Source organism: Nocardioides sp. T5, assembly GCF_048161455.1.
Lineage (GTDB): Bacteria > Actinomycetota > Actinomycetes > Propionibacteriales > Nocardioidaceae > Nocardioides.
Map to the genome: position 1 here is coordinate 1,089,434 of NZ_CP182415.1, position 25,367 is coordinate 1,114,800.

At 72.5% G+C, this 25,367-nt stretch carries 25 protein-coding genes; 9 read left to right on the plus strand and 16 right to left on the minus strand.

Annotated elements, in window-relative coordinates:
• Position 1 precedes the first annotated feature (1 nt).
• A complete protein-coding gene (gene deoC / locus ACNKF0_RS05180) occupies positions 2–994 on the minus strand; it encodes a deoxyribose-phosphate aldolase (RefSeq protein ID WP_416956337.1) in 993 nt (330 codons plus the stop codon).
• A 78-nt stretch (positions 995–1,072) separates the two neighbouring features.
• Between deoC and ACNKF0_RS05185 the strand changes: the two genes are divergently transcribed.
• Positions 1,073–1,681: a hypothetical protein gene (locus ACNKF0_RS05185; RefSeq protein WP_416956339.1), complete on the plus strand. Its 609-nt coding sequence runs from the start codon at positions 1,073–1,075 to the stop codon at positions 1,679–1,681.
• Here ACNKF0_RS05185 and ACNKF0_RS05190 read toward each other — a convergent pair.
• The gene (locus ACNKF0_RS05190; RefSeq protein ID WP_416956341.1) at positions 1,665–2,318 is read right to left on the minus strand and encodes a TetR/AcrR family transcriptional regulator; all 654 of its coding nucleotides are present in this window, start codon (positions 2,316–2,318) and stop codon (positions 1,665–1,667) included. The two genes, ACNKF0_RS05185 and ACNKF0_RS05190, sit on opposite strands and share 17 nt — an antisense overlap.
• Before the next feature lie 82 nt (positions 2,319–2,400).
• On the opposite strand from ACNKF0_RS05190, the gene ACNKF0_RS05195 reads away from it, so the two are divergent.
• Complete coding sequence (locus ACNKF0_RS05195) at positions 2,401–3,342, plus strand: NAD(P)-dependent alcohol dehydrogenase (protein ID WP_416956343.1); 942 nt, start codon at positions 2,401–2,403, stop codon at positions 3,340–3,342.
• Here ACNKF0_RS05195 and yidC read toward each other — a convergent pair.
• The 3 genes from yidC to ACNKF0_RS05210 are packed head-to-tail and all read right to left on the minus strand — an operon-like array spanning position 3,332 to position 6,189.
• Positions 3,332–4,129, minus strand: coding sequence for a membrane protein insertase YidC (yidC, locus tag ACNKF0_RS05200; protein ID WP_416956345.1), 798 nt, complete (start codon positions 4,127–4,129; stop codon positions 3,332–3,334). The two genes, ACNKF0_RS05195 and yidC, sit on opposite strands and share 11 nt — an antisense overlap.
• A 57-nt stretch (positions 4,130–4,186) precedes the next feature.
• Positions 4,187–4,495 (minus strand): hypothetical protein, encoded by a 309-nt coding sequence (locus tag ACNKF0_RS05205; RefSeq protein WP_416956346.1) that lies wholly within the window; start codon positions 4,493–4,495, stop codon positions 4,187–4,189.
• A 29-nt stretch (positions 4,496–4,524) separates the two neighbouring features.
• The gene (locus tag ACNKF0_RS05210) at positions 4,525–6,189 is read right to left on the minus strand and encodes a phospho-sugar mutase (protein WP_416956348.1); all 1,665 of its coding nucleotides are present in this window, start codon (positions 6,187–6,189) and stop codon (positions 4,525–4,527) included.
• Between the two features lie 58 nt (positions 6,190–6,247).
• On the opposite strand from ACNKF0_RS05210, the gene ACNKF0_RS05215 reads away from it, so the two are divergent.
• Complete coding sequence (locus tag ACNKF0_RS05215) at positions 6,248–6,619, plus strand: VOC family protein (RefSeq protein ID WP_416956350.1); 372 nt, start codon at positions 6,248–6,250, stop codon at positions 6,617–6,619.
• A 9-nt stretch (positions 6,620–6,628) separates the two neighbouring features.
• Here the strand turns inward: ACNKF0_RS05215 and ACNKF0_RS05220 are convergent, their stop codons facing one another.
• Positions 6,629–7,525: an NYN domain-containing protein gene (locus ACNKF0_RS05220; RefSeq protein WP_416956352.1), complete on the minus strand. Its 897-nt coding sequence runs from the start codon at positions 7,523–7,525 to the stop codon at positions 6,629–6,631.
• Positions 7,526–7,690: 165 nt separating this feature from the next.
• Here ACNKF0_RS05220 and ACNKF0_RS05225 point away from each other — a divergent pair, with 165 nt between their 5' ends.
• Positions 7,691–8,335, plus strand: a complete 645-nt coding sequence (locus tag ACNKF0_RS05225) for an MOSC domain-containing protein (protein ID WP_416956354.1) — start codon at positions 7,691–7,693, stop codon at positions 8,333–8,335.
• Positions 8,336–8,415: 80 nt separating this feature from the next.
• Here ACNKF0_RS05225 and tpx read toward each other — a convergent pair whose 3' ends face one another.
• Positions 8,416–8,913 (minus strand): thiol peroxidase, encoded by a 498-nt coding sequence (gene tpx / locus ACNKF0_RS05230; RefSeq protein WP_416956356.1) that lies wholly within the window; start codon positions 8,911–8,913, stop codon positions 8,416–8,418.
• Positions 8,914–8,952: 39 nt separating this feature from the next.
• Here tpx and ACNKF0_RS05235 point away from each other — a divergent pair, with 39 nt between their 5' ends.
• Complete coding sequence (locus tag ACNKF0_RS05235; protein ID WP_416956358.1) at positions 8,953–10,284, plus strand: DUF2252 domain-containing protein; 1,332 nt, start codon at positions 8,953–8,955, stop codon at positions 10,282–10,284.
• A gap of 117 nt (positions 10,285–10,401) precedes the next feature.
• Here the strand turns inward: ACNKF0_RS05235 and ACNKF0_RS05240 are convergent, their stop codons facing one another.
• The 5 genes from ACNKF0_RS05240 to ACNKF0_RS05260 are packed head-to-tail and all read right to left on the minus strand — an operon-like array spanning position 10,402 to position 13,992.
• Positions 10,402–11,394: an aldo/keto reductase gene (locus ACNKF0_RS05240; RefSeq protein WP_416956360.1), complete on the minus strand. Its 993-nt coding sequence runs from the start codon at positions 11,392–11,394 to the stop codon at positions 10,402–10,404.
• A 34-nt stretch (positions 11,395–11,428) separates the two neighbouring features.
• Entirely contained in the window at positions 11,429–11,803 is a 375-nt protein-coding gene (locus ACNKF0_RS05245; protein WP_416956362.1) for a MerR family transcriptional regulator, read from the minus strand.
• 57 nt (positions 11,804–11,860) lie between these two features.
• Entirely contained in the window at positions 11,861–12,670 is an 810-nt protein-coding gene (locus ACNKF0_RS05250) for an NAD-dependent epimerase/dehydratase family protein (protein ID WP_416956364.1), read from the minus strand.
• Between the two features lie 8 nt (positions 12,671–12,678).
• Positions 12,679–13,506, minus strand: a complete 828-nt coding sequence (locus ACNKF0_RS05255; protein WP_416956366.1) for a purine-nucleoside phosphorylase — start codon at positions 13,504–13,506, stop codon at positions 12,679–12,681.
• A 33-nt stretch (positions 13,507–13,539) separates the two neighbouring features.
• Positions 13,540–13,992 carry a gamma-glutamylcyclotransferase gene (locus tag ACNKF0_RS05260; protein WP_299922243.1) on the minus strand — a complete coding sequence of 151 codons (453 nt, stop codon included), beginning with the start codon at positions 13,990–13,992 and terminating at the stop codon, positions 13,540–13,542.
• Positions 13,993–14,103: 111 nt separating this feature from the next.
• Between ACNKF0_RS05260 and lpdA the strand changes: the two genes are divergently transcribed.
• Together lpdA and ACNKF0_RS05270 are read left to right on the plus strand one after the other, a co-directional pair.
• A complete protein-coding gene (gene lpdA, locus ACNKF0_RS05265; RefSeq protein WP_416956368.1) occupies positions 14,104–15,507 on the plus strand; it encodes a dihydrolipoyl dehydrogenase in 1,404 nt (467 codons plus the stop codon).
• Complete coding sequence (locus ACNKF0_RS05270) at positions 15,507–16,898, plus strand: NAD(P)H-quinone dehydrogenase (protein ID WP_416956370.1); 1,392 nt, start codon at positions 15,507–15,509, stop codon at positions 16,896–16,898. Before lpdA ends, ACNKF0_RS05270 begins: the two co-directional genes overlap by 1 nt.
• On the opposite strand, the gene ACNKF0_RS05275 is transcribed toward ACNKF0_RS05270, so the two are convergent.
• Complete coding sequence (locus ACNKF0_RS05275; RefSeq protein WP_416956372.1) at positions 16,834–17,742, minus strand: DNA-formamidopyrimidine glycosylase family protein; 909 nt, start codon at positions 17,740–17,742, stop codon at positions 16,834–16,836. The genes ACNKF0_RS05270 and ACNKF0_RS05275 overlap by 65 nt on opposite strands.
• 32 nt (positions 17,743–17,774) lie before the next feature.
• Positions 17,775–18,578: a hypothetical protein gene (locus tag ACNKF0_RS05280; RefSeq protein ID WP_416956374.1), complete on the minus strand. Its 804-nt coding sequence runs from the start codon at positions 18,576–18,578 to the stop codon at positions 17,775–17,777.
• Positions 18,579–18,692: 114 nt separating this feature from the next.
• Between ACNKF0_RS05280 and ACNKF0_RS05285 the strand changes: the two genes are divergently transcribed.
• Both ACNKF0_RS05285 and ACNKF0_RS05290 read left to right on the plus strand, forming a co-directional pair.
• The gene (locus tag ACNKF0_RS05285) at positions 18,693–19,949 is read left to right on the plus strand and encodes a SpoIID/LytB domain-containing protein (protein WP_416956376.1); all 1,257 of its coding nucleotides are present in this window, start codon (positions 18,693–18,695) and stop codon (positions 19,947–19,949) included.
• Positions 19,946–20,890 (plus strand): SGNH/GDSL hydrolase family protein, encoded by a 945-nt coding sequence (locus ACNKF0_RS05290; RefSeq protein ID WP_416956378.1) that lies wholly within the window; start codon positions 19,946–19,948, stop codon positions 20,888–20,890. Before ACNKF0_RS05285 ends, ACNKF0_RS05290 begins: the two co-directional genes overlap by 4 nt.
• Here the strand turns inward: ACNKF0_RS05290 and ACNKF0_RS05295 are convergent.
• Together ACNKF0_RS05295 and ACNKF0_RS05300 are read right to left on the minus strand one after the other, a co-directional pair.
• Positions 20,877–24,269 (minus strand): pyruvate carboxylase, encoded by a 3,393-nt coding sequence (locus tag ACNKF0_RS05295; protein ID WP_416956380.1) that lies wholly within the window; start codon positions 24,267–24,269, stop codon positions 20,877–20,879. The genes ACNKF0_RS05290 and ACNKF0_RS05295 overlap by 14 nt on opposite strands.
• A gap of 61 nt (positions 24,270–24,330) precedes the next feature.
• On the minus strand, positions 24,331–25,272 hold the full coding sequence (locus ACNKF0_RS05300) for an NAD-dependent epimerase/dehydratase family protein (protein WP_416956382.1): 942 nt from the start codon (positions 25,270–25,272) through the stop codon (positions 24,331–24,333).
• Positions 25,273–25,367: the final 95 nt, after the last annotated feature.

Below are 25,367 nucleotides of genomic sequence, written 5' to 3' on the forward strand. Positions count from 1 at the left end.
ATCAGTCCAGCGTGAAGTAGTCGGGACCGGAGTAGCGGCCGGTCGTCATCTTGGTGCGCTGCATGAGCAGGTCGTTGAGCAGCGTGGAGGCGCCGAAGCGGAACCAGTCGGGGTCGAGCCAGTCGTCGCCGCAGATCTCGTTGACCATCACGAGGTACTTGATGGCGTCCTTGGTGGTCTTGATGCCGCCGGCGGGCTTGACGCCGACCATCTGGCCGGTCTGCTCGCGGAAGTCGCGGACCGCCTCGAGCATGATCAGCGTGACCGGGAGGGTCGCGGCGGGCTGGACCTTGCCGGTGGAGGTCTTGATGAAGTGGCCGCCGGCCATCATCGCGAGCCAGCTGGCGCGACGGACGTTGTCGTAGGTCTGCAGCTCGCCGGTCTCGAAGATCACCTTGAGGTGCGCGCTCGACCCGTCAGGCCTGGCACAGGCCTCCTTGACCTGGGCGATCTCCTCGTAGACGTCGAGGTAGCGCCCGGACAGGAAGGCGCCGCGGTCGATGACCATGTCGATCTCGTCGGCGCCGGCCTCGACGGCGTCACGGGTGTCGGCGAGCTTGATGTCCATCGCCGCGCGACCGCTGGGGAACGCCGTGGCGACCGCCGCGACGTGGACGCCGCTGTCGCCGAGCGTCTGCTTGGCGGTGGCGACCATGTCGGGGTAGACGCAGACGGCCGCGGTGGCCGGGCAGGTCGGGTCGGCGGGGTCGGGACGCATCGCCTTGGACGAGAGCGCGCGGACCTTGCCGTGGGTGTCCTGGCCCTCGAGCGTGGTCAGGTCGACCATCCGGATGGCCAGGTCGATGGCGTAGGCCTTCGACGTGGTCTTGATCGATCGGGTCGCTAGGCCGGCGGCGCGGGCCTCGCACCCGACCTGGTCGACCCCGGGGAGTCCGTGGAGGAAGCGGCGGAGCGAGGACTCCGAGCGCACGATGTCGTCGAAGACCCCGGTCGCGGAGGGCGAGCTCGCCGTTGAGCTGGGAGTGGGCGTCACCGACCCAGCATAGAGTTGGCGCGAACGCCCCCGGCAATCCGCAGGGGGCCAATGTCTGCCCAAAACGGCGAGGAGACCATGGCACGCCTGCAGGACGATGGTGAGGCCGTGGTGGAGCGGTTCCAGCCCACGAGCGGACGGCTCTCCGGGTGGGCCGCGGTGGCGCTCAGCGCCACGCTCGTCCTCGCCGCGGTGGTCTACCGCGACCAGGGCTTCCCGCTGTGGGTCGCGGCCGCCGCGCTGCTGGGCGGCGTGCTGGCGTGGGCCTCGATGCTGCGTCCGGCGCTGTGGGTCACCGACGAGCACCTCGTCATGCGCAACCTCGGCGAGACGGTCCACATCCGGCTGGCCGCGGTCGAGGAGATGGCCCTGCGCCAGGTCCTGGCCGTCCGCGCCGGCGATCGGCGGCTGGTGAGCACCGTGCTGGGTCGCACGTGGCGCAAGACGGCCACCTCGCGTCGGGATCCCGCTGCCGCGGAAGGTCCGCGCGAGGGGATGAAGTACGCCGACTGGGCCGAGCACCGGCTCCGCGAGCTCGTCGACGCAGCGCGGGAGCGTGCGGGGGTGACCGCCGGTTCGGAGGAGCAGCGCGCGCTTCCCGACGCCGTACGCCGTGAGCCTGCGCGTCTGCCCCTCGCTCTCATCGGGGCGGCGGCCGTGCTGCTGGTGGTCAGCTTCTTCCTGTGAGCTCGCCGAAGCGCGCCTCGAGGCCGTCGAGGATCAGGGCCAGCCCGTAGTCGAACTCGTTCCCGTAGGCGTAGTCGCGGCCGACCACCTGGGTGGCGACCATCTCGGCAAGGTGCGGGTGGTCGGCGAGCGCGTCACCGAGCCCGTCGACGAAGTCGTCGGCCGACTCGCCGGGCTGGAAGGGCAGGTTCACCTCGGTCAGCACGAACCCGAAGACGTAGGCGTCGAGCACCGAGAAGGCGTGCGCGGCCAGCGCGACGGAGAAGCCCGACGCACGCAGGCAGCCGATCACCGCGTCGTGGTGGCCAAGGGTGGCCGGACCGGGGGAGCGCCGCGACTCGATCAGCCCGAGCCCCCACGGGTGCGCTGCCAGGACGCTCCGCGCCGAGCGGGCGCGCGCCTCCATCTCCGCACGCCACGGGCCGTCCTTCACCGGTGTCGCGACCCGGGCGAAGACCCAGTCGGCGAGGCCGTCGAGCAGCGCGTCCTTGCTGGCCACGTGGTGGTAGAGCGACATCGCCTCGACGCCGAGCTCGCGGCCGACGCTGCGCATGCTCACCCCGGCCAGGCCGGCGGCGTCGGCGACCCGGCTGGCGGCGTCGACGACGCGCTCGGGGGAGAGCGGTGGTCTGGACAAGCGGGTCTCCTCGGGTGCGTGACTTACGCGCGTAAGGCTACTCTCGTCCAGTCGGACTTACGGGCGTAAGGTGGGAGTGGTCGTGAAGGCAGCAGTCGTGGAGCGGTACGGACCGCCGGAGGTCGTCTCGGTGCGGGACGTGCCCGACCCGGTCGCGGGCAAGGGCCAGGTCGTCGTGCGCGTGCGGGCGACGACCGTCAACTCCGGGGACGCCCGGATCCGCGGGTGCCGCTTCCCGCCCGGCTTCGCGTTGCCGGGCAGGCTGGCCCTCGGGTGGAGCGGGCCGCGCCGGTCCGTCCTCGGCGTGGTCCACGCGGGCGTGGTCGAGTCCGTCGGACCCGGCGTCACCGGGATCTCGGTGGGCGACGAAGTCGCCGGGATGACGGGCGCCGCGATGGGTGCGCACGCCGAGCTCGCCGCCGTCCGCGCGGACCGGCTCACCCAGGTGCCCGCCGGCGTCGCCCTCACGGACGCCGCCGCGGTGCTCTTCGGTGGCAGCACGGCTCACCACGTCCTGCGCGACGTCGTCGGGCCCGGTCGCCGCGTGCTCGTCAACGGCGCCTCGGGTGCCGTCGGGACGGCTGCGGTGCAGGTCGCGCACCTCGCCGGGGCCCACGTCACCGCCGTCTGCAGCGAGCGCAACGCGGACCTGGTGCGCTCGCTCGGCGCCGACGAGGTGGTCGACCACGGCCGGACGTCCGTGCACGACCTGCCCGCGGCGTACGACGTGGTGCTCGACGCCGTGGGCAACCTCGACCGCCGCTCCGGGCGCCGCCTGCTCGCACCCTCCGGCGTGCTGGTGCTCGCCGTCGCCGGCCTGGTCGACACCGTCCTGGCGCGGGGCCAGGTGCGCGCCGGCCCCTGGCCGGAGGACCCGGCCGACTTCGCGTGGCTGCTCGCGCGCCTCGCGGCGGGGGAGCTGCAGCCGGTGGTCGGGCAGACGCTGCCGCTGGCCGAGATCGTCGAGGCGCACCGCATCGTCGACTCCGGCCGCAAGGTCGGCAACCTGGTCGTCACGCCGTGACGCGACGAGCGGCAGCCGCCGTACCCGGTGTGGGCCACCACCGCGCGACGGCCGCGGACTGGCCGAGCGTCCACGTCGAGCTGCACACCCAGTAGAAGAGCAGCGCCACCGGCACGACGCCGCCCGCGAGGAGCAGCCCGCCTGCCGACATCACCGGCATGATGCGCTGCGCGGCGACCATCGCCTCCGGCATGCCCTCGACCGAGGTGTTGGACGCGACCACGAAGCGCTGGGTGACGTACGACAGCGCTGCCGCGGTCACCGCCAAACCGGCCACGACCGCGAGGTGGAGGCCGCCGGAGCCGAGGTAGCCGTGGCCGGCGAGCGAGACGCCGACGACCGAGGCGGCGCCGAAGGACGAGACGAGGCCCGGCCCCATCGCGCCGACGGCGACGCCGGAGGCCACGTCGGACACGAGGTGGTAGAGACCGAGCCACACCGGCAGCTGCACGAGCACCGGCAGGCAGCCGAGCCGGCTCACCCCGTGCTCGGCGGACACGGCTCGCCGCTCGTCCATGTGGGCGCGCAGGCTCTCGGCGTCGGTGCGGCCGCGATAGCGCTCCGTGATGCCCATCAGGTGGGGCCGAGCGCGAGCCGACGCGTGCGCCTGGCGGACGCCGTGGATGACGAAGGGGAGGAGCGCGAGCCGGACGAGGACGACGAGCGAGGCGATGCCGACGACCCACGTGACGGCGGAGTCGGCGGGGGCGCCGAGCGCGGTGAGGGCGTCGTGGGTGGTCGCGAGGACCGAGGCGAGGGCGTGCTTGATCGGGGCGAGCAGTGACATGGGTGTCTCCTGGACGAGGGTGGAAGGGTCTGTACGACGTCGCGCGGGGGCGACGGGTCAGACGCGTCCAGGAGCGCGCGGACGCACCGGGTGGACCACGTCGGTGGTCCGTCCGGCGAGCACGAGCGGGATGTCGGCGGCGCGTCGGCGCGGCCGGAGCGAGTGGAGCCCGGCGTCGGGCACGGCCAGCAGGCAGTGCACGCCGGCGAGGGCGCTGGCCGCGGAGAGGGCGGTCATCACCACGACCGTCTGGGCGGTCGCCGTCGGGTCGAGCGAGGCGGCGGTGAGGGCGGACGCGATGCCGAGCAGCGCGAGCACGAGCGCGAGGCGCGCGCGTGCTGCTGCGTCGGCGGCGGTCCGGACCATGGTCCGAGGGTAGCGGCTCGACCCCGGACTCAGCCCCCGAAGGCCGCGCCCCGCAGGTCGGCCTTGATGGCGTCGAGCCGGCCGGCGGCGGAGATGCGGGCCGCGTCGGGACCGCTCCCGTCGGGGCCGGCCTCGACGGGGATGACGACCTCGAGGTAGCACTTGACCTTGGGCTCGGTGCCGCTGGGACGCACGATCACCCGGGCCCCCTCGGCGAGCGTGTAGCGAAGCCCGTCGGTCGGCGGCAGGGCAGCCGACCCCTCCGAGAGGTCCTCGACCTGCTCGACGGCGAGGCCGCCGAGGGAGGTGGGCGGCGCGCTGCGCAGCCGGTCCATGGTCGCGGGGATGTCGGCGAGGTCCTCGAAGCGCACCGAGAGCTGGTCGGTGGCGTGCAGGCCGTGCTGGTGGGCGATGTCGTCGAGGATGTCGGTGAGCCCCCGGCCCTCGGCCTTGGCCTGCGCGGCGAGCTCGCAGACGAGCAGCAGCGCCGAGACGCCGTCCTTGTCCCGCACGTGCTCGGGGTCGCAGCAGTAGCCCAGCGCCTCCTCGTAGCCGAACGCGAGCCCCTCGACCCGGCCGATCCACTTGAAGCCGGTCAGCGTCTCCTCGTGCGGCTGCCCGGCCGCGGCGGCCATCTTGCCGAGCAGGCTGGAGGACACGATCGAGTTGGCGAAGGTGCCCGTCCGCCCCCGCGCGATCAGGTGGTGCGCCAGCAGGGCACCCACCTCGTCGCCGCGCAGCATCCGCCAGCCGTGGACGTCCGGGACGGCGACCGCGCAGCGGTCGGCGTCGGGGTCGTTGGCGACGACGAGGTCGGCCCTGTGCTCCGCTGCGAGCGCCATCGCGAGGTCCATCGCGCCCGGCTCCTCGGGGTTGGGGAACGAGACGGTCGGGAAGTCGGGGTCGGGGTGCTCCTGCTGCTCGACGACGTGCGGGGCGTCGAAGCCGGCGGTCTCGAGCACCTGCGCGACCGTCGTACCGCCGACGCCGTGGAGCGGGGTGTAGACGACGCGCAGATCGCGCGGCCCGTCCTCGGCGAGGCCGGCGACGGTGTCGAGGTAGCGGTCGATGATCTCCTCGCCCACCACGCGGCCGGCGTCGCCGCGCGGCAGCTCGGCGAGGGGGCCGACGGCGGCGATCCGGGCGGCGATCTCGCTGTCGGCGGGCGGGACGATCTGGCTGCCGTCGCCGAGGTAGACCTTGTAGCCGTTGTCCTGCGGCGGGTTGTGGCTGGCGGTGACCATCACGCCGGCCGCACAGCCGAGCTCGCGGATCGCGAAGGCCAGCAGCGGCGTGGGCAGGGTCCGCGGCATCACCAGGGCCTTGAACCCGGCGCCGGTCATCACCTCCGCGGTGTCGCGCGCGAAGACGTCGGAGTTGTGGCGGGCGTCGAAGCCGATCACCACGGATCCGCCGGCGTGGCCGGTGTCGCGGAGGTACGCCGCCAGGCCGGCCGCCGCGCGGGTGACCACGACCCGGTTCATCCGGTTGGGGCCGGCGCCCAGCGCGCCGCGCAGGCCGGCGGTGCCGAACTCGAGGGTGCCGGCGAACCGGTCGGCGAGGTCGGTCTCCTCGCCCCGCTCGGCCGCGGCGACGAGCGTCTCCAGCTCGGCGCGGGTCTGCTCGTCGGGGTCCTCGGCGGCCCAGGCGCGGGCGGTCTCGAGCAGGTCGGTGGGGACGGTCCGGTCGGTCATGGACGCACGCTATCCCCACCCGGAGGCGGATGTCGGTGGGCGGTGCCACCATCGACGGATGATCGATCACCTGGGCATCAACTGCACCGACCTGCCGCGCGCAGCGGCGTTCTACGACCGCGTCCTGGGCGTGCTCGGCCACCGCCGTGTCATGGACTTCGACGAGGCCATCGGCTACGGCACCGACGAGCCGGACTTCTGGATCAGCACGTTCGAGGGGGTCGGGCCCAACCGCGAGGTCCACGTGGCGTTCCGCGCCGCGGACGCCGCCACGGTGCGGGCCTGGCACGCCGAGGCGGTGGCTGCGGGGGCGGAGTCGCTCCACGAGCCACGGCTGTGGCCGGAGTACCACCCGGCGTACTACGGCGCCTTCGTGCGCGACACCGAGGGCAACAACATCGAGGCCGTCTGCCACTCCAGCGACTCCTGACGGCTCGGCTCAGCGCAGGCGCACCAGCTGATGAGTGTCCCGGATCTTGGTGGTGACAACGGCGGAGCACGACTCGGCGAACACCTTGAACGATGAGAAGCCGAGGGTCTTCTCGTCGAACGCCGGGTCGATGCGCTTCATCTGGCTCTTGAGGGCGGCGGCGTAGACCCACCCGTCGTCGGTCTTCTTCGCAACCTTCATAGTCCGGACAAGCAAGGCGGAGGCCTTCGCGTGCCCTGACGTGCGGCTCGTGCTCGCTGCCTTGCCAAGCTCCGACGGCGGCGCGCTCGACGGGACCGTAGGGGTCACGGCTTCGACAGGTGCGGGGTGCGTCTCCGAGACCTCGTCGGGAGCAACTCCGGGTAGTTCCTCGTACCTGGCGAACTCGTCGCAGGCGCGCACCAGCACCGGGCTTGTCGACCCCACCACACCGATGCCGACGACGCTGCGCCCGAGCCTCTTGCAGCGCTGGGCCAACGGGACGTAGTCAGAGTCGCCGGCGACTAGCACCACATGGCTGATGTCCGGGTGCCGCGACAGGTCGTCGACGGCATCGACGGCGAGCCGGATGTCCGCGCCGTTCTTCGTTCCGGATACGGGGAAGAGCTGGACCAGGTCGACGGTCTGGTTCACGAGGTCCTTCCGATATGCAGCGTTCGCTCGTACGGACCAATCGGCATACGCCCGCGTCATGGCGACCACCCCGAATGAGGTGGCGTAGTCAATGATCGCGCCGAGGTCGACCTTCGCCTCGGCGAGCTTCGCGGCGACCGGATCGTTTGCCGGACCAACCATCCCGTGATCCCGCGCGCCGTCCTGGACCCAAGCACCTTTGCCGTGAACGTGGTCGTACCGAGAGATCACGACGTTGTCGAAGTCGATGTAGACAGCCACGCGATCAGCCATGTCGTGACAGTAGGGCCTGGAATCTCGAGCGGTCGGAAGATCATGGAGGTTCCGTGTCACCTGATGACTCAGAACTTCCACGATCTCGGCTCGCGCTGGTCACCCCGCGGCGTGAACCCCGCATATCCAGAAGCGGGGTACGGGCGGTCCGGCTAGCGTGTGCGGGTGCCAGCCGTCGTCCGCTCCGTCAACGCCGGCAGCGCCGGGCCCGTCCCCGGGCTCAAGCGGCCCAGCGGCATCCACAAGCGCCCGGTCGACAGCATCGAGGTGCGCGACCCCGGGCCGAAGCGCGGCGGGCTGGGCAGCGGCGTCATCGGCGACGCCATCATCAGTCGCAAGCACCACGGCGGGACGACCCAGGCCGTCTACGCCGTCGCCCGCGAGGAGCTCGACTGGTGGGGCGAGCACCTCGGCCGTGACCTGGTCGACGGCATGTTCGGGGAGAACCTCACCACCGCCGGCCTCGAGGTCGACACCGCCGAGGTGGGGGAGCGGTGGCAGGTCGGCGGCACGCTCCTCGAGGTGTGCGGGCCCCGCATCCCGTGCGCGACCTTCGCCAAGCACATGGCCGAGCGGGCCTGGGTACGCCGCTTCGCCGAGCGCGGCCTCACCGGCGCCTACCTCGCCGTCGTCGAGCCCGGCGCCATCCGGGCGGGCGACGCGATCGAGGTCGTCCACCGGCCCGGGCACGGCCTGAGGCTGCCGGCGTACTTCCGCGCCCTGATGGGCGACAAGGACCTCGCAGCCGACTTCATCGGCTCGGGGCTGCTGCCGCAGGTCGAGCACGATTGGCTCGCCGCGCGCCAGTAGCGACCGTGGCCCCAGACGACCGTGGCCGCGGACCCCGAGGTGGGGTCCGCGGCCACGGTCGCGCGGATTGGGTCGGTCGATCAGCCGAGCGCGGCCACCGCTGCGTCGTAGTCGGGCTCGTCGCCGATCGCGTCGGTGAGCTGGGTGTGGAGCACGGTGCCGTCGGCGTCGACGACGACCACGGCGCGGGCGAAGAGCTGGTCCCAGCCGCCGCCGTCGATGGCCACGCCGTAGTCGTGCCCGAAGGACGAGCGGAATGCGGAGCCGACCAGCACGTCGTCGATCCCCTCGGCACCGCAGAAGCGGGCCTGGGCGAAGGGCAGGTCGCGCGAGACGCAGACCACCGCGGTGTCGTCGAGGCCGGCGGCGAGCTCGTTGAACTTCTTGACGCTCGCCTGGCACACGCCGGTGTCGATGCTCGGGAAGATGTTGAGCACGACGCGCTTGCCAGAGACGTCGGCGTCGGTGAGGGACTGGAACTTCGAGTCGACGAGCTCGAAGCCGGGAGCCTTCGAGCCGACCGCGGGGAGCTCGCCCACGGTGCTGATGGTGTTGGGGCCGAGTTGTGTGGTTGCCATGGCCCCAACCTATCGGCCCCCCGGTCCTAGAGTGCCGGCATGGCCACTGCGCGAACCGACGCCCGCACCGACGCTCGTACCCAGGTGATCATCGGGGTGCTGCAGGACGCGTTCGCGCCCCTGATGCGGGCGGATCCCGCGGCGTTCCGCGCCAAGTACCGCAAGATGGCCAGCGACCCGCACGCGTTCTACCGCGGCAGCGCCTGCCTGTTCTACAACGACGTGACGGCGGAGGACGACGACTGGGCCGGGCACGGCGCCGAGCGCATCTGGATCCACGGCGACCTCCACGTCGAGAACTTCGGCACCTACCTCAACTCCGACGGCCGGCTGATCTTCGACATCAACGACTTCGACGAGGCCTACCTCGGCCGGTTCACCTGGGACCTCCAGCGCTTCGCCGCGAGCCTGGCGCTGGTCGGCTGGCAAAAGGCGCTCCCGGACGACGCGATCCGCAAGCTGGTCGCGCGCTACATGCGCAGCTACCTCGCGCAGGTCAACCACTACGTCGCCTCCGACGACGACCACGACTTCGCCATCCGCATCGACAACGCCGACGGCCCCATCCTCACCGCCCTGACGGTGGCCCGGGAGATGCGCCGTGCCGACCTCCTCGACGACATCACCGTCCTGCAGCGCGGCACCCGGCGCTTCGTCGAGGACGCGACCGCCTGGCGGCTCCCGCGCGAGGAGCGCGCCGCCGTGGTCGCCGCCTTCCGCTCCTACCTCGACACCATCCCGGAGTCGAAGCGGTTCGACCGGGCGCTGTTCTACGAGCTGCGCGACGTCGTGGGCAAGTCGGGCTTCGGCATCGGCAGCGCCGGGCTGCCGGCGTACAACGTGCTGGTCGAGGGCTACAGCCAGGCGCTCGACAACGACGTCGTGCTCAGCATGAAGCAGGCCAACATCCCGGCCGTGAGCCGCTTCGTCGACACCAGCGGTGTCGACGCCTACTTCGAGCACGAGGGCCACCGCACGGTGGTCAGCCAGCGGGCCCTGCAGGTGCACACCGACCCGCTCCTCGGTCACACGAGCATCGACGGCGTGGGGTTCGTCGTCTCGGAGATCTCGCCCTACGAGGTCGACCTCGACTGGAGCGAGATCAACGAGCCCGAGGACATGCGCGCCGTGGTGGACCTGCTCGGTCGCGCGACCGCCAAGATCCACTGCGCCTCCGACGAGGACAGCGAGCAGGACCTCGTCGACTTCCAGGTCGAGCAGGCGATTGCCGCGTCGCTGGAGGGCCGCCGCAACGAGTTCGTGTCGTGGCTGTGCGACTGGGGGATCGCGTACGCCGTCCGCGTGCGCGAGGACCACGCCCTGTTCGTCGACGCCTTCCGCGAGGGCCGGGTCGGGATCGCCGCGACCTGACGAGCGGGCAGTTCCTGCCCGTCAGTGCCGCCGAGCGGGCAGTTCCTGCCCGTTCGGGCCATCGAGGACGGGCACGAAGTGCCCGGTCGGCGTTCAGGACGGGCAGGAAGTGCCCGGTCACGCGTCGATGGACGACATGTCACCGTAGCGCTCGCCGGCCACGGCGTCGCGCGGCACGGCCTGCTCCAGGGCGGCCAGGTCGTCGCCGGTGAGCTCGACGTCGAGCGCACCGACGTTCTCCTCGAGGTAGCGCACCCGCTTGGTGCCGGGGATCGGCGCGACACCCAGCTGCGCGTCGCCCTGGGCGAGCACCCAGGCGAGCGCGAGCTGGCCGGGGGTGCAGCCCTTGTCGGCGGCCAGCTCCCTCACCTTGTCGACCAGCGCGAGGTTGGCGTCGAGGGCGTCGCCGCTGAAGCGGGGGAACCGGTCGGTGGCGCGGGAGTCGTCGGACTCCAGGGACTCGCGCGTCACGGCGCCGGTGAGGATGCCGCGACCGAGGGGGGAGTAGGGCACCAGGCCGATCCCCAGCTCACGCAGCACCGGGACGATCTCGTCCTCGACGTCGCGGGTGAAGAGGGAGTACTCCGACTGCAGCGCGGTGATCGGGTGCGTGGCGTGGGCCCGGCGGATGGTCTCCGCGCCGGCCTCCGACAGCCCGAGGTGGCGCACCTTGCCGGCCTCGACGAGCTCGGCCATCGCGCCGACGGTCTCCTCGATCGGCACCGTCTTGTCGACACGGTGCTGGTAGTAGAGGTCGAGGTGGTCGACGCCGAGCCGCTCGAGGGAGGCGTCGCAGGCGCGGCGGACGTAGTCGGGGGAGCCGTTGATGCCGACCCAGGAGCCGTCGGGGTTGCGCTCGTTGCCGAACTTCGTGGCGAGCTGGACGTCGTCGCGGCGGTCCGCGATCGCCCGACCCACCAGCCGCTCGTTGGTGAACGGGCCGTACATGTCGGCGGTGTCGAGGAAGGTCACGCCGAGGTCGAGGGCCCGGTGGATCGTGTCGATGCCCGCCTGCTCATCGGGCGTGCCGTAGAACTCCGACATCCCCATGCAGCCGAGGCCGAGGGCGGAGACGGTCAGGGAGCCGATCTGTCGTGTCTGGATGCTCATGACTGCCACCCTTCGCCTTCGAGCGCGCTCAAGGTCAAGGAGCTGGGGCGACCTTGTTCTCGTAGAGCGCGATCTTGTGGTCGATCGCGCGCAGGTGGCCGGTCACCTCGGCGAGCTGGCGCTCCACGACCTCCCGGTGCGCGAGGAGCAGCCCCAGGCGCTCGGCCTCGTTGCCGTCGCCCTCACGCACCAGGGCGGCATAGCGGCGTACGTCGCGGATGGGCATGCCGGTGGCGCGGAGCCGGGTCACCATCTGGATCCACCGGAGGTCCTCGTCGGTGTAGCGGCGATGACCCGACGGCGCCCGGTCGACCGAGTGCAGCAGCAGCCCGTCACGCTCGTAGTAGCGCAGCGTGTGGGCGGTGAGCCCGGTCCGCTCGGCCGCCTCGGCGATGCTCAGGCTGGTCATCCGACCAGTGTCCGACTTGGAGTGCGCTCCAAGTCAAGCGCCGAGTCAAGCGTCGAGTCAGCTGCCGAGAGCCGGGCGGTGGAACTGCGCCGTCGCGAACGGACCGCCGACGTGCTCGGCCTCCGCCTCGTCGTGCGGCCCGGGCTCGACCCGGTCGGCATAGGCCTCGGCGTCGTCCTGCGGCTCGTAGCCGAGGCGACGGCCCGGCTCGAGGTCCCACCACGCGCGGGTGTTGGCGCTGATGCCGTAGAGGACCGCAAAGCCGGGGGCAGGCGCGGTCAGGGCCGCGTGGACCATGCGGACGCAGTCGTCGTGGGAGAGCCACGTCGAGAGGCCGCGCACGCTGGCCGGCTCCTCGAGGAACGACCCGATCCGGCACGCCACCGCGTCGATGCCGTGCCGGTCGGCGAACAGGTGCAGGAGCGCCTCGGCCGCGACCTTGGCGACGCCGTAGTAGGTGTCGGGGCGGGGGAGGGCGTGCTCGGTCAACGTCCCGTCGGCGCGCGGCGTGCGGCCCACCGCGTGGTTGGAGGAGGCGTAGACGATGCGGGGCACGTCGTGGGCCACCATCGCGTCGAGCAGGGCCGCGGTCGTCACGACGTGGGAGGTGAGCTCGTCGGGCAGCGACGCCTCGTCGGGGATGCCGGCGAGGTGGACGACGGCGTCGAGCCTGCCCCCGGTCGACAGAGCCGCGAAGACGGCCTCGGCGGCGTCCGCGTCGGCACAGTCCGCCTCGTGCCAGGCGAAGGGGGTGCCGTCCGGCGGCGGGACCAGGTCGAGCCCCACGACGTCGTGGCCGGCGCTCGCCAGCCCGGTGGTGACCACCCGACCGATGCTGCCGGCGGCGCCGGTGACCAGCACGCGCATCGCGGGCCTCAGATCCTCGTGACGACCTGGCTCAGCAGACCGCCCATCCGGCTGGCGGCGGAGCGACCCGCCTCGAGGACCTCCTCGTGGTTGAGCGGCTCGCCGCTCAGACCGGCGGCCAGGTTGGTGACCAGGCTGATGCCGAGGACCTCCATGCCGGCCTCGCGGGCGGCGATCGCCTCGAGCGTGGTGCTCATGCCGACGAGGTGGCCACCGAGGATGCCGGCCATCCGGACCTCGGCGGGCGTCTCGTAGTGGGGGCCGGGGAACTGCACGTAGACGCCCTCGTCGAGGGAGCCGTCGACCTCCTTGCACATCGCGCGCAGGCGCGGGCTGTAGAGGTCGGTCAGGTCGACGAAGTTCGCGCCGACGATGGGACTGGTGCCCGTCAGGTTGATGTGGTCGGAGATCAGCACCGGCTGGCCGGGCTGCCATCCCTGCTTGAGGCCGCCGCACCCGTTGGTGAGGACGATCGCCGAGCAGCCGGCGGCAGCGGCCGTACGGATCGGGTGGACGACCGCGGCGACGCCCTTGCCCTCGTAGAAGTGGGTGCGCGAGAGGAAGACGAGCAGGTTGCGCTCGGCGCCGTCGGAGTCGGTGCAGCGGATGGAGCGGATCTTGCCGCTGTGGCCGGCGACCGCGGCGGCGCTGAAGCCGGGCAGGTCGGTGGTGTCGATCTCCGCGGTGGCCTCGCCGAGCGCGTCGACGGCCGGCAGCCAGCCCGAGCCCAGGACGAGGGCGACGTCGTGGCGCTCGACGCCGGTCAGCTCGGCGAGCCGCGCGGCGGCCTCGGCGGCGTTCTCGTAGGGCGTGGGGACGGCTGCTGCATGGGTCACGCCGGGAACTCTAGACCGAGCCGGAGCCCCGCCTCAGAGTCCGGTGGACCGGCAGGCGCGGCGGCGCAGGGCCGCGACGTAGTCCTCGGGCGCACCGGCGGCCTCGGCGGAGTCGGCGAGGACCCCGAGGTAGGACGCCGAGGGCAGGCCGCCCTCGTAGGCGTCGAGGACGTAGGACCACACGACGAGCTCGCCGGTCAGCGTCTGCACCCGCACCTTCGTCTTGCGGTAGAGCCCGGTGTCGGCGGCCTCCCAGCCGTCGAGCTCACGCTCGTCCTCGGGCGTGACGTCGTAGACCGCGACGAAGACCTGCTCGAAGGGGTCCTGGACGATCGTGGAGAGGGCGCCGTCCCAGCCGTGCTCCTCCCCGCCGAAGGTCAGCCGCCAGCCGGTGAGCCACCCCGTGGAGTGCAGGATCGAGTGGGGGCATCGCTCGCCCATGCGGGCGGGATCGAGGTTCGTCCCGTAGGCGGCGTACAGGGTCACGGGCGACACAGTATCGAGCCGCGACCCTTCGTGACGCGCGCCGGGGCGCGCTCCTCAGGACAAGCCTCGGGCGGGTGTTCCCCCCACGCAGCGGACAACTAGGCTGGGGGCGTGACCGACACGCACTTCGACACCCTCGTCCTCGGCGCCGGCCCCGGTGGCTACGTCGCCGCGATCCGCGCCTCCCAGCTCGGCCAGAAGGTGGCCGTGGTGGAGGAGAAGTACTGGGGAGGGGTGTGCCTCAACGTCGGCTGCATCCCGTCCAAGGCGCTGCTGAAGAACGCCGAGCTGGCTCACACGCTCCAGCACGAGAAGGCGAAGTTCGGCATCGAGGGCGACGCGACCATGGCGTTCGGTCCGACCCACAAGCGCAGCCGCGACGTCAGCGCCGGCATCGTCAAGGGCGTCCACTTCCTGATGAAGAAGAACAAGATCACCGAGGTCGACGGCTGGGGCACGCTCACCAGCGCGACCGGGATCGACGTCAAGGGCAAGGACGGCGAGACCACCGGCTACACCTTCGACAACCTGATCCTCGCCACCGGCGCGACGGTGCGTCTCGTGCCCGGCGTCGAGCTCAGCGACAACGTCGTGACCTACGAGGAGCAGATCCTCACCGACGAGCTGCCCGGCTCGATCGTCATCGGCGGCTCCGGCGCGATCGGCGTCGAGTTCGCCTACGTGATGGCCAACTTCGGCGTCGACGTGACGATCGTGGAGTTCCTCGACCGGATGGTCCCCACCGAGGACGCCGACATCTCCAAGGAGCTCCTCAAGCACTACAAGAAGCTCGGCGTGAAGGTGCTCACCTCGACCGCGGTGAAGAAGGTCGAGGACACCGGCTCGGGCGTCAAGGTCACCGTCGCCCCCGCCGACGGCGGCGACGAGCAGGTGCTCGAGGCCGACAAGTTCCTCGCGGCCTTCGGCTTCGCGCCGCGCGTGAAGGGCTTCGGCCTCGAGAACATCGGCGTCAACGTCTCCGAGCGGGGCGCGATCGAGATCGACGACTACGGCCGCACCAACGTGGACAACGTCTACGCGATCGGCGACTGCACCGGCAAGCTGATGCTGGCCCACGTCGCGGAGGCGATGGGCATCGTCGCCGCCGAGACCATCAACGGCGCCGAGACCATGCCGGTCGAGTACGACTTCGTGCCCCGCGCCACCTACTGCATGCCGCAGATCGCGTCGTTCGGCTACAGCGAGGCCCAGGCCAAGGAGAAGGGCTACGACGTCAAGACCGCGACGTTCCCCTTCACCGCCAACGGCAAGGCGATGGGCCTCGGCGAGGCGATCGGCTTCGTCAAGGTCGTCGCCGACGCCGAGCACAACGAGATCATCGGCACCCACATGATCGGCCCCGACGTCACCGAGCTGCTGCCGGTGATGACCCTGGCCCAGAAGTGGGACCTGACCGCCGACGAGGTGGCCCGCAACGTCTTCGCCCACCCGACGCTCGGCGAGGCCGTCAAGGAGGCCGTGCACGGCATCGCCGGTCACATGATCAACCTCTGATGACCGACCACATCGTCATCATCGGCGGCGGCCCGGGCGGCTACGAGGCCGCGCACGTGGCCGCGCAGCTGGGCGCGGAGGTCACCGTCGTCGACACCGACGGCGTCGGCGGCTCGGCGGTGCTCACCGACTGCGTGCCGAGCAAGACGCTCATCGCCACCGCCGAGCTGATGAGCGACATGTCGACCGCACGCGAGCTGGGGGTCAACTTCGAGGACCACCAGGGCGACGCGGCCACGGCGATCTCCGTCGACCTGGCCCGGGTCAACGCCCGGGTCAAGCAGCTCGCGACCGACCAGTCGTCCGACATCGCCGCCCGCCTCGACCGCGACGGCGTACGCGTGCTCACCGGCCGCGGCCGGCTCGGGCCCGACCTGACCGTCGTCGCGACGACCGCGGACGGCGAGGAGACCCTGCACGCCGACGCGATCATCGTCGCGACGGGCGCGGCCCCGCGCACGCTGCCGAGTGCCCAGCCCGATGGCGAGCGGATCCTCACCTGGGAGCAGGTCTACGACCTGACCGAGGTGCCGGAGAAGCTCATCGTCGTCGGCTCGGGCGTCACCGGCGCCGAGTTCGCCAGCGCCTACCTCTCCCTCGGCATCGACGTGACGCTGGTCAGCAGCCGCGACCGGGTGCTGCCCGGCGAGGACGCCGACGCGTCCAAGGTGCTCGAGGACGTGGCGACCCGCCGCGGGATGAAGGTGCTCAGCCGCTCGCGCATGCAGTCGGTCACCCGTGACGGCGACGAGGTCACGGTGACCCTGACCGACGGCCGTACGGTCTCGGGCAGCCACTGCATCCTCGCGCTCGGCTCGATCCCCAACACGGCCGACCTCGGCCTCGAGGAGGCCGGTGTCGCCGTCGACGAGGGTGGGTTCATCACCGTGGACCGGGTCTCGCGCACCTCGGCGCGCGGGGTCTACGCCGCGGGCGACTGCACGGGCGTGCTGATGCTCGCCTCGGTCGCCGCGATGCAGGGGCGGATCGCGATGTGGCACTTCCTCGGCGACGCGGTGGCACCGCTCGACCTCAAGAAGGTCTCCTCCAACGTCTTCACCTCACCCGAGATCGCCACGGTCGGCTGGTCGCAGCAGGCCGTCGACGCCGGCGAGATCGTCGCCGAGGTCGTCACCCTGCCGCTGGCCGGCAACGCGCGGGCCAAGATGCAGGGCGTGCGCGACGGCTTCGTGAAGCTCTTCTGCCGTCCCGGCACCGGCATCGTGGTCGGGGGCGTGGTCGTCGGGCCGCGCGCCTCCGAGCTCATCCACCCGGTGTCGGTCGCGGTCGCGGAGTCGTTGACCGCCGACCAGCTCGCGCACGCGTTCACCGTCTACCCGTCGATGAGCGGCTCGGTCGCCGAGGCCGCGCGGCGCCTGCACCACGTCTGATCCCGGGGCCGTCGCCCACCCGGGCCTCAGGCCCCGGGCCGGGCTGGCACGACCGGCACCACCACGTGCGGCGGTTGGCGGCGTCGCCGGGCACCTCGGCCTGCACGCTCACCGGGCCGCCGCACCGTCGGCACCCCTGCCGCTGGCGGCCGGTGACCCAGTGGTCGTCGCCCTTGACCGGTGAGCCGGTCGTCACCTGGTAGGCGCCGGGGACCGTCGCGGAGTGGCGCAGCATGGTGGCGGCACGCTCGACGAGGTGGGGCACGTCGACCTCCCCGAGCGGGGTCCACGGGCTCACGCCGCTGAGGAAGGCCAGCTCGTTTGCCCAGAGGTTGCCCAGGCCGGCCAGGGACCGCTGGTCGAGCAGCGCCGTCACGAGCGGCACGTCGGGCCGCGCGAGCAGCCGGCGTACGGCCTCCTCGGCGTCCCAGTCGTCACGCAGCGGATCGGGCCCGAGGTGGCCGACCAGGTCGGCCTCGCGGTCGGTCGGCACCAGGGCGAGGTCGTGCAGCCGGATGCCGTGGACCCTGCGCCCGTCGTCGAGGGTCCAGACGAGCCGCGCGTGGGGCTGGAGCTTGGCGGGCAGCCGCTTGCCGGGGGCGAGGGTCGACCACGAGCCGTCCATGCGCAGGTGGCTGTGCAGCGTCGCAGGCGGGGACCCCGCCGCGCCCGAGAACCGGGTCAGCAGGTGCTTGCCGTGGGTGTCGTGACCGACCACCTCGCGACCGGAGAGGTCGCGGGTGGCCAGCGCGGGCGTGCGGAAGTCGGAGCGCGTGACCGTGTGGCCGGTCAACTGGCGGTCCAGCCGGCGGGCGAGCTTCCAGACGCTGTCTCCCTCAGGCACCCGTCCAGTGTCACAGGCGGGTGCGACAGCGTTCAGCCGCCGTCGCCTCCACCCCCGCCGTCGCCGCCTCCTGCGTCGCCCCCTCCTCCTGCGCCGCCGCCCCAGCCGGCGCCGTCGTAACCGGAGTAGTCGTGGCCGCCGATCATCCCGCCGCCGTCCCACGCTCCCGGGTCGGTCCACGCGACGCTGAGGGAAACGGCGGTCGCAGCGTTGACGCTGGGCATCGTGCCGGCGTACGTCATCGTGAGGCGCTCGGCCTCGAAGCGCCCGTCCTCGACCAGGTCGGCGTACCACCCTCCGGCCCAGGCGGCGTACATCGGGCCGGACGCGAACCAGGCCACCCTGCGGTCGCCGAGCCGGACGAGCCGCGTCTCGGGCTGGGTGCCGGCCGCAAGCCGCTCGGCGTCTCGGAAGCACACCGGGACCTCGCGCGGGACGCCTCCCGGCGGGGCCCACTCGACGTCGCGGCTCGCAGGTCCGTGGGCGGGGTCGAAGAAGCACGGCGGACGGCGCTGGGGCCGCTCGACCCCGGACTGTGCGGCGAGCACGCAGGTCTGGGCGAAGCGACCGTCCGCCAGCCTCTGGGTCACCCCGGTGATGTCTGTGGGCGAGGCGGCACGAGAAAGGCCGGCCTTGGCGTCCTCGTAGGCGTCGAGCGCGCGCTGGTAGTCGGCGCGCATCGCGTCGTCGAGCGGGGTGCCCAGCGTCTCGAGGTGCAGCCCGCCGAGCTCCTCGCCGAACCGCGTGACGTCCTCGTCGGCGGCGCGGCGCACGTGCCGGAAGGCGTCGAGCTCGGCGAGCTCGCGCTCGTGGCGCTGTCGACGTCGTCGTCCCATCACCCGTGCATCGTGCCACCGATCCGGCATTACGGGCCCCGGCGTGCTGGGCCACCTGTACGCTCGGAGATTCTGTTCCGCCTGCTCTGTCGTCCTCGGGGGAGAAGACACGCCATGACCGAATCCCGGACTCGATCTCGTATCCGCCTGCTGCCGCTCGCGCTCGCCGTGAGCGCGCTCCTGCTGCCCGCCCTGCCGGCATCCGCCGCCGGCGCGTCGGCGGCCGACCCGCGGCGGGCGGTCGAGACCTGGTCCACCCCGGGCAGCAGCGCGATCACGATCACCGGCCGCGGCTTCGGCCACGGTCACGGCATGTCGCAGTACGGCGCCCTCGGCGCGGCCCAGCAGGGCCTGACGTGGCAGCAGATCAACGAGTTCTACTACCCGGGCACCACGTGGGGCGCGGTGCGGGGCAAGGTCCGGGTGCTCATCACCGCCGACACCGGGCGTGACGTGCAGGTCGCGGCGGAGCGGGGGCTCAAGGTCCGCTCGCTCGCCCGCGCGCGCACGTGGCGCCTGCCCTCCAACGGGGCGCGGAAGTGGCGCCTGGTCGCGGCCGGTCGCGACACCGCCGTCCAGTGGACCAAGGGCGGTTCGTGGCGTCGCTGGAAGAAGGTGCCCGGCGAGGCCGAGTTCTCCGCCGCCGACCGGCGCCTGACCCTCGTGCTGCGGGGCGCCCGGCGCGACTACCGCGGCACCCTGCAGTCGGTCGCCGCACGCCCGGGCGGCAAGCGCGAGACCGTCAACCGCGTCGGCATGGAGGCCTACCTCCGCGGCGTCGTGCCGCAGGAGGTTCCTGCGCTCTGGACGGCAGCGGCGGTCAGCGCCCAGTCCGTCGCGGCGCGCACCTATGCGGCGTTCGAGCGCTCCCAGCCCGCTGCGGCCCACTACGACCTCTGCGACACCACCCAGTGCCAGGTCTACGGCGGGGTCGACGTCGAGCACGAGGCGGCGACCGCGGCCATCGAGGCGACTGCCGGGCAGGGTCTCTTCTTCGACGGACGTCCGGCGTTCACGCAGTTCTCCGCCAGCAACGGCGGCTTCTCCTCGGCGGGCTCCATGCCCTACCTCGTGGCGCAGGCCGACCCCTACGACGGCCTTGCCAACCCGGCGTACTCCACCTGGACGACCACGGTCGACGACACCCAGGTCGAGAAGCACTGGCCCGGCATGGGCGACCTGACCGGCATCGAGGTCGTCTCGCGCGACGGCAACGGCGACTGGGGCGGGCGGGTCGCCGAGATGGCGTTCGTCTTCACCGGTGGCCGCGTGAGCGTGAGCGGCGACGAGACCCGCTCCTACCTCGGCCTGCGCTCGGACTGGTTCACGTTCAGCGTGCTGCCGCGCCAGAAGGGGCCTGCCCGACTGTGACCCGACGGTTCCGCACGGCGGCGGCAGTGGCCGCCCTCGCCCTCGCTGCGTCCGCCTGCGAGTCCGGTCAGGCGGCCGGCGGCGGTGACGTCGACCTGCCCGACCCCGTCGTCGACACCGAGGTCACCACCCGCGTCGACTACGTCGCGATGGGCGACTCGTTCTCGGCCGGGCCGTTCATCGGCACGATGCGCACCGACCCGCAGGGCTGCGCGCGCTCGAAGGACAACTACCCGGCCTTCGTGGCCGACTGGCTCGACGTCGCCAGCTACACCGACGTGACCTGCTCGGCCGCGACGACCCGCGACCTCTACGAGCCGATGGTGATGTTCGACGGCAACACCGCCCCGCCCCAGGTCGACGCGCTCTCCGACGAGACCGACCTGGTCACGCTCGGCATCGGCGGCAACGACTTCGGCATCTACGACTCGCTCATCCAGTGCCAGCGTGGGCCGGCGGTGGCCTGCCCGGTCGAGACGCTGCGCGCCGACACCGGCAAGGTCGCCGGGCGAGTGCAGCAGGCCGTGCGCCGCATCGCGAAGGCCGCGCCCGACGCCGAGGTCCTCGTCGTCGGCTACCCCGACATCCTCCCCACCGAGGGCACCTGCGGCGCCGTCGGCGTGCCCGCCGAGGTGCTGGCGCCGGTGGCCGAGGTCGCCGAGCTGCTCAACCGCTCGCTCCGCCGCGGCGCGCGGGCGGCAGGGGCGTCGTACGTCGACATGGCGGCGGTCTCCGACGGACACGACGTGTGCGCCAAGGGCCGGGCGTGGGTCAACGGCCCGCGGTTCCGCGCGGGCATCGCCGCGCCGTTCCACCCCAAGATCAACGGCATGCGCGCGGTGGCCACCGAGGTCTACCGCGAGGTGACGGGGGAGGACCCCGCCGAGATCACGGAGTACGCCGAGCCCGACCCCGACGTGATCGTCCTCAACGAGGGCTGATCACCAGCACCAGGTCGCCGCCCTCGACGGCCTGCGTGGCGCGGACCGCGAGCCGGCTGACCGTGCCGGCGACCGGCGCGGTGATGGAGGCCTCCATCTTCATCGCCTCGATGGTCGCCACCGTCTGGCCCGCCTCGACGCTGTCGCCCTCCGCGACGGTGACCGTCACCGCCCCGTCGTAGGGCGCGGCGACGTGGCCGGTGCTGCTCGGGTCGGCCTTCTCGGCCGAGACCACGTCGGCGGAGATGCTGCGGTCGCGCACCTGCACCGGCCGCATCTGGCCGTCGGCGGTCGCCATCACGTTGCGGTAGCCGCGCTCGTCGGGCTCGCTGATCGCCTCGAGCCCGAACAGCATCTCGCGGCCCTCGCGCACCTGCACGCGGTGCTCCTCGCCGCGGCGCAGGCCGTAGAGGTAGTCGATGGTCGACACCGCGGACAGGTCGCCGTAGGCCTCGCGGGACTCGCGGAAGGCAGCCGTCGGGCCCGGGAAGAGCAGCTCGTTGAGCGTCGCGCGGCGGTCGCTGGCCAGGCTCGCCTGCTGCTCGTCGGTGAGGTTCTCGGTCGGTTGCTTCCAGGTGCGTCCGGCCAGTGCCTTGGTCCGGAACGGCTCGGGCCAGCCGCCGGGCGGGTCGCCCAGCTCGCCGTTGAGGAAGCCGATGACGGAGTCCGGGACGTCGTACGACGCCGGGTCGGCCTCGAACGCGTGAGGGTCGGCGCCGGCCGCGACGAGCGCGAGGGCGAGGTCGCCGACGACCTTGGACGACGGCGTCACCTTGACGACGTTGCCGAGGATGTCGTTGGCCGCGGCGTACATGTCCTCGACCTGCTCGAACTTCTCGCCGAGGCCCAGCGCGATCGCCTGCTGGCGCAGGTTGGAGAGCTGGCCGCCGGGGATCTCGTGGCGGTAGACGCGTCCGGTGGGGGCGGGCAGGCCCGACTCGAAGGGCGCGTAGACCCGGCGGGTGGCCTCCCAGTAGGGCTCCATCGCGTTGACGGCGGCGAGGGAGAGACCCGTCTCGCGCTCGGAGTGGTCGGTCGCCGACACCAGCGCCGACAGGGCGGGCTGCGACGTGGTGCCGGCCATCGAGGCGCAGGCGGCGTCGACCGCGTCGACGCCGGAGTCGATCGCCGCGAGCAGCGTGGCGAGCTGGCCGCCGGGGGTGTCGTGGGTGTGGAGGTGGACCGGCAGGTCGAAGCGCTCGCGCAGCGCGGTCACGAGGGTGCGCGCGGCCGGAGCGCGCAGCAGGCCGGCCATGTCCTTGATCGCCAGCACGTGGGCGCCGGCGTCGACGATCTGCTCGGCGAGGCGGAGGTAGTAGTCGAGGGTGTAGAGGCGCTCGTCGGGCGAGGACAGGTCGCCGGTGTAGCAGAGCGCCACCTCGGCCACCGACGTGCCGGTGGCGCGGACGGCGTCGATGGCCGGGCGCATCTGCGAGACGTCGTTGAGGGCGTCGAAGATGCGGAACACGTCGATGCCGGTCTCGGCCGCCTCCTGCACGAAGGCCTCGGTGACGGCGGTCGGGTAGGGCGTGTAGCCGACGGTGTTGCGCCCGCGCAGGAGCATCTGGAGGCCGACGTTGGGGATCGCCTCGCGCAGGGCGGCCAGCCGCTCCCACGGGTCCTCGGCGAGGAAGCGCAGCGCGACGTCGTACGTCGCCCCGCCCCAGCACTCCACCGACCACAGCTGCGGGGTGGTGCGCGCGACGTGGTCGGCGACGGCGAGCAGGTCGCGGGTGCGCACCCGCGTGGCGAGCAGCGACTGGTGCGCGTCGCGGAAGGTCGTGTCGGTGACGGCGACCTCCTTCTGCGCCCGGAGGCGTCGGGCGAACTCCTCGGGCCCGACCTCGCGCAGCAGCTGGCGGGTGCCGTCGGGCACCGGCTGGGACCGGTCGAGCCGCGGCAGCTTGCTGGCCGGGGTGACGGTGACGGGCGCGGCACCGTGCGGCTGGTTGACCGTGACGTCGGCGAGGTAGGCCAGCAGCTTGGTGGCGCGGTCGCCGCCGAGGTTGGCCTTGAGCAGGCTCGGGTGGTCCTCGATGAAGGAGGTGGTGACGCCGCCCGCGGCGAAGTCGGGGTCGGCGAGCACGGCCTGGAGGAACCCGACGTTGGTGGAGACGCCGCGGATGCGGAACTCCAGGAGCGCGCGTCGGGCCTTCTGCACCGCGGCCTCGAAGGTCCGGCCGCGGCAGGTCAGCTTGGCCAGCATCGAGTCGAAGTGCGGGCTGATCTCGGCGCCGCTGTAGGTCGTGCCGCCGTCGAGGCGCACGCCGGGACCACCGGGGGAGCGGTAGGTGGTGATCTTGCCGGTGTCGGGGCGGAAGCCGTTGGCGGGGTCCTCGGTGGTGATGCGGCACTGGAGGGCGAAGCCGCGCGGCTGGACCGAGTCCTGGGTGAGGTCGAGGTCGGCGAGCGTGGCGCCCGCGGCGATGAGCATCTGCGACTGCACGAGGTCGACGGCGGTGACCTCCTCGGTCACGGTGTGCTCGACCTGGATGCGGGGGTTCATCTCGATGAAGACGTACTTGCCGGAGGGGTCGAGCAGGAACTCGACGGTGCCGGCGTTCTTGTAGCCGATCTTGCGGGCGAAGCGGACCGCGTCGGCGCAGATGCGATCGCGCAGCTCGGGGTCGAGGTTGGGCGCGGGGGCGATCTCCACGACCTTCTGGTGGCGTCGCTGCACCGAGCAGTCGCGCTCGTAGAGGTGGATCACGCCGCCTTCGGAACCGGTCCCGTCCGACAGGATCTGCACCTCGATGTGGCGCGGGTCGACGACGGCCTGCTCGATGAAGACGGTGGGGTCGCCGAACGCGCCCTCGGCCTCGCGCATGCAAGCCTCGATCGCCTCGCGCAGGTCGGCACGGTCGTTCACGCGTCGCATGCCGCGCCCGCCGCCGCCGGCGACGGCCTTGACGAAGAGGGGCGCCTCGATGGACTCCGCGGCGGCGAGGAGCTCCTCGACGTCGGTCGACGGCGGGACCGACTCGAGCACGGGTACGCCGGCGGCCTTGGCCGCCGCGATCGCGCGGGCCTTGTTGCCGGTGAGGGTCAGCACCTCGGCACTGGGGCCGATGAAGGTGATGCCCGCGGCGGCGCACGCCTCGGCGAGGGCGGGGTTCTCCGACAGGAATCCGTAGCCGGGGTAGACGGCGTCGGCGCCGCACTGCACCGCGACGTCCACGATCGCCTGCGGGTCGAGGTAGGCGCGGACCGGGTGGCCCTCCTCGCCGATCTGGTAGGCCTCCTCGGCCTTCATCCGGTGCTCGGACCCGCGGTCCTCGTGGGGGAAGACGGCCACCGTGCGCGCACCGATCTCGCGCGCTGCACGGAAGGCCCGGACTGCGATCTCGCCACGGTTGGCGACGAGCACCTTGGAGAACATGGGCGGCACGCTATCGAGTGACGGGTGTGACGTGGGTTACCCGTCCGTACCCCGGTCGGGCTCAGGCGGCCGCCCGCTGCTGCGTCCGCCACCACGCCACCGTCTGCGCGAGCCCGTCGGACAGCGGGGTGGGGGAGAGTCCGAGGCGGGTCTCGCTGGCGGTCGAGTCCATGACGAACGGCCGGTCGAACATGTAGCCGGTCTCGGCCATCTCGCGCACGCTGCGTGACACGACGCCCGCGGCGCCGAGGAGGGACACCGGGATCGAGGCGACCTTCGGGGCGCGGACGCCGCCGGCCTCGGCGACCAGCTCGACGAGGCGGCGCTGGGTGACCGGGGCAGCCGTCGGCGCGTGGAGGAACGAGTCCCAGAGCTCCGGCCGCGCAGCCGCGGCGATCATCGCGGCCGCCAGGTCGGGCACGTAGGTGAAGGAGTGCGGCTGGTCGGGGCTGCCGAGCACGCGCATCGTGCGACCGGCCAGGACCGTCGGCACCAGGCGCTCCCCGGCGTGGGCGTTGCGGACCAGGGGGCCGTAGAAGTCGGACGCGGCGACGCTGATCGTCGGGGTCGGCGAGGCCTCGCGCTGGGCCAGCAGCTCGGTGCGCACGCCCAGCTTGCCGGTCGTCGCGGTGCGGGGCGTCGCCTCGGTGAGGGTGCCGTCGACCGGGCCGTAGGAGTAGAGGCTCTCGGGGAACACCACGACCGCGCCGACGCGTCCGGCCGCCTCGAGGACGGCCCGCTCGGCCTGCGGCAGCTCGGCGCGCCAGACGCGGGCGTCGTACGCCGACCCGTGGATGCAGTGGTGCACCGCGACTGCTCCCTCGAAGGCCCCGGCCAGGGTGTCGGGTCGGGAGACGTCGACCTTCCGCCGCTCGATGGAGGGGTGGTCCGGTCCGCTGCCCGACCGGGTCAGCAGACGGACCTGCTCGCCGGCGTCGGCGAGCTGCTGGGCGACGGTCGAGCCGACGGGGCCGGCTCCGGTGACGACGTGGATGGTGCTCATGGGTTCTCCTCGGAAAGAGAGAGCAGTGCTCTCGTTTCGACCAGCATGACACCCGGAGCAGCGGAAAATCAAGAGCAGTGCTCTCATTTGTCACA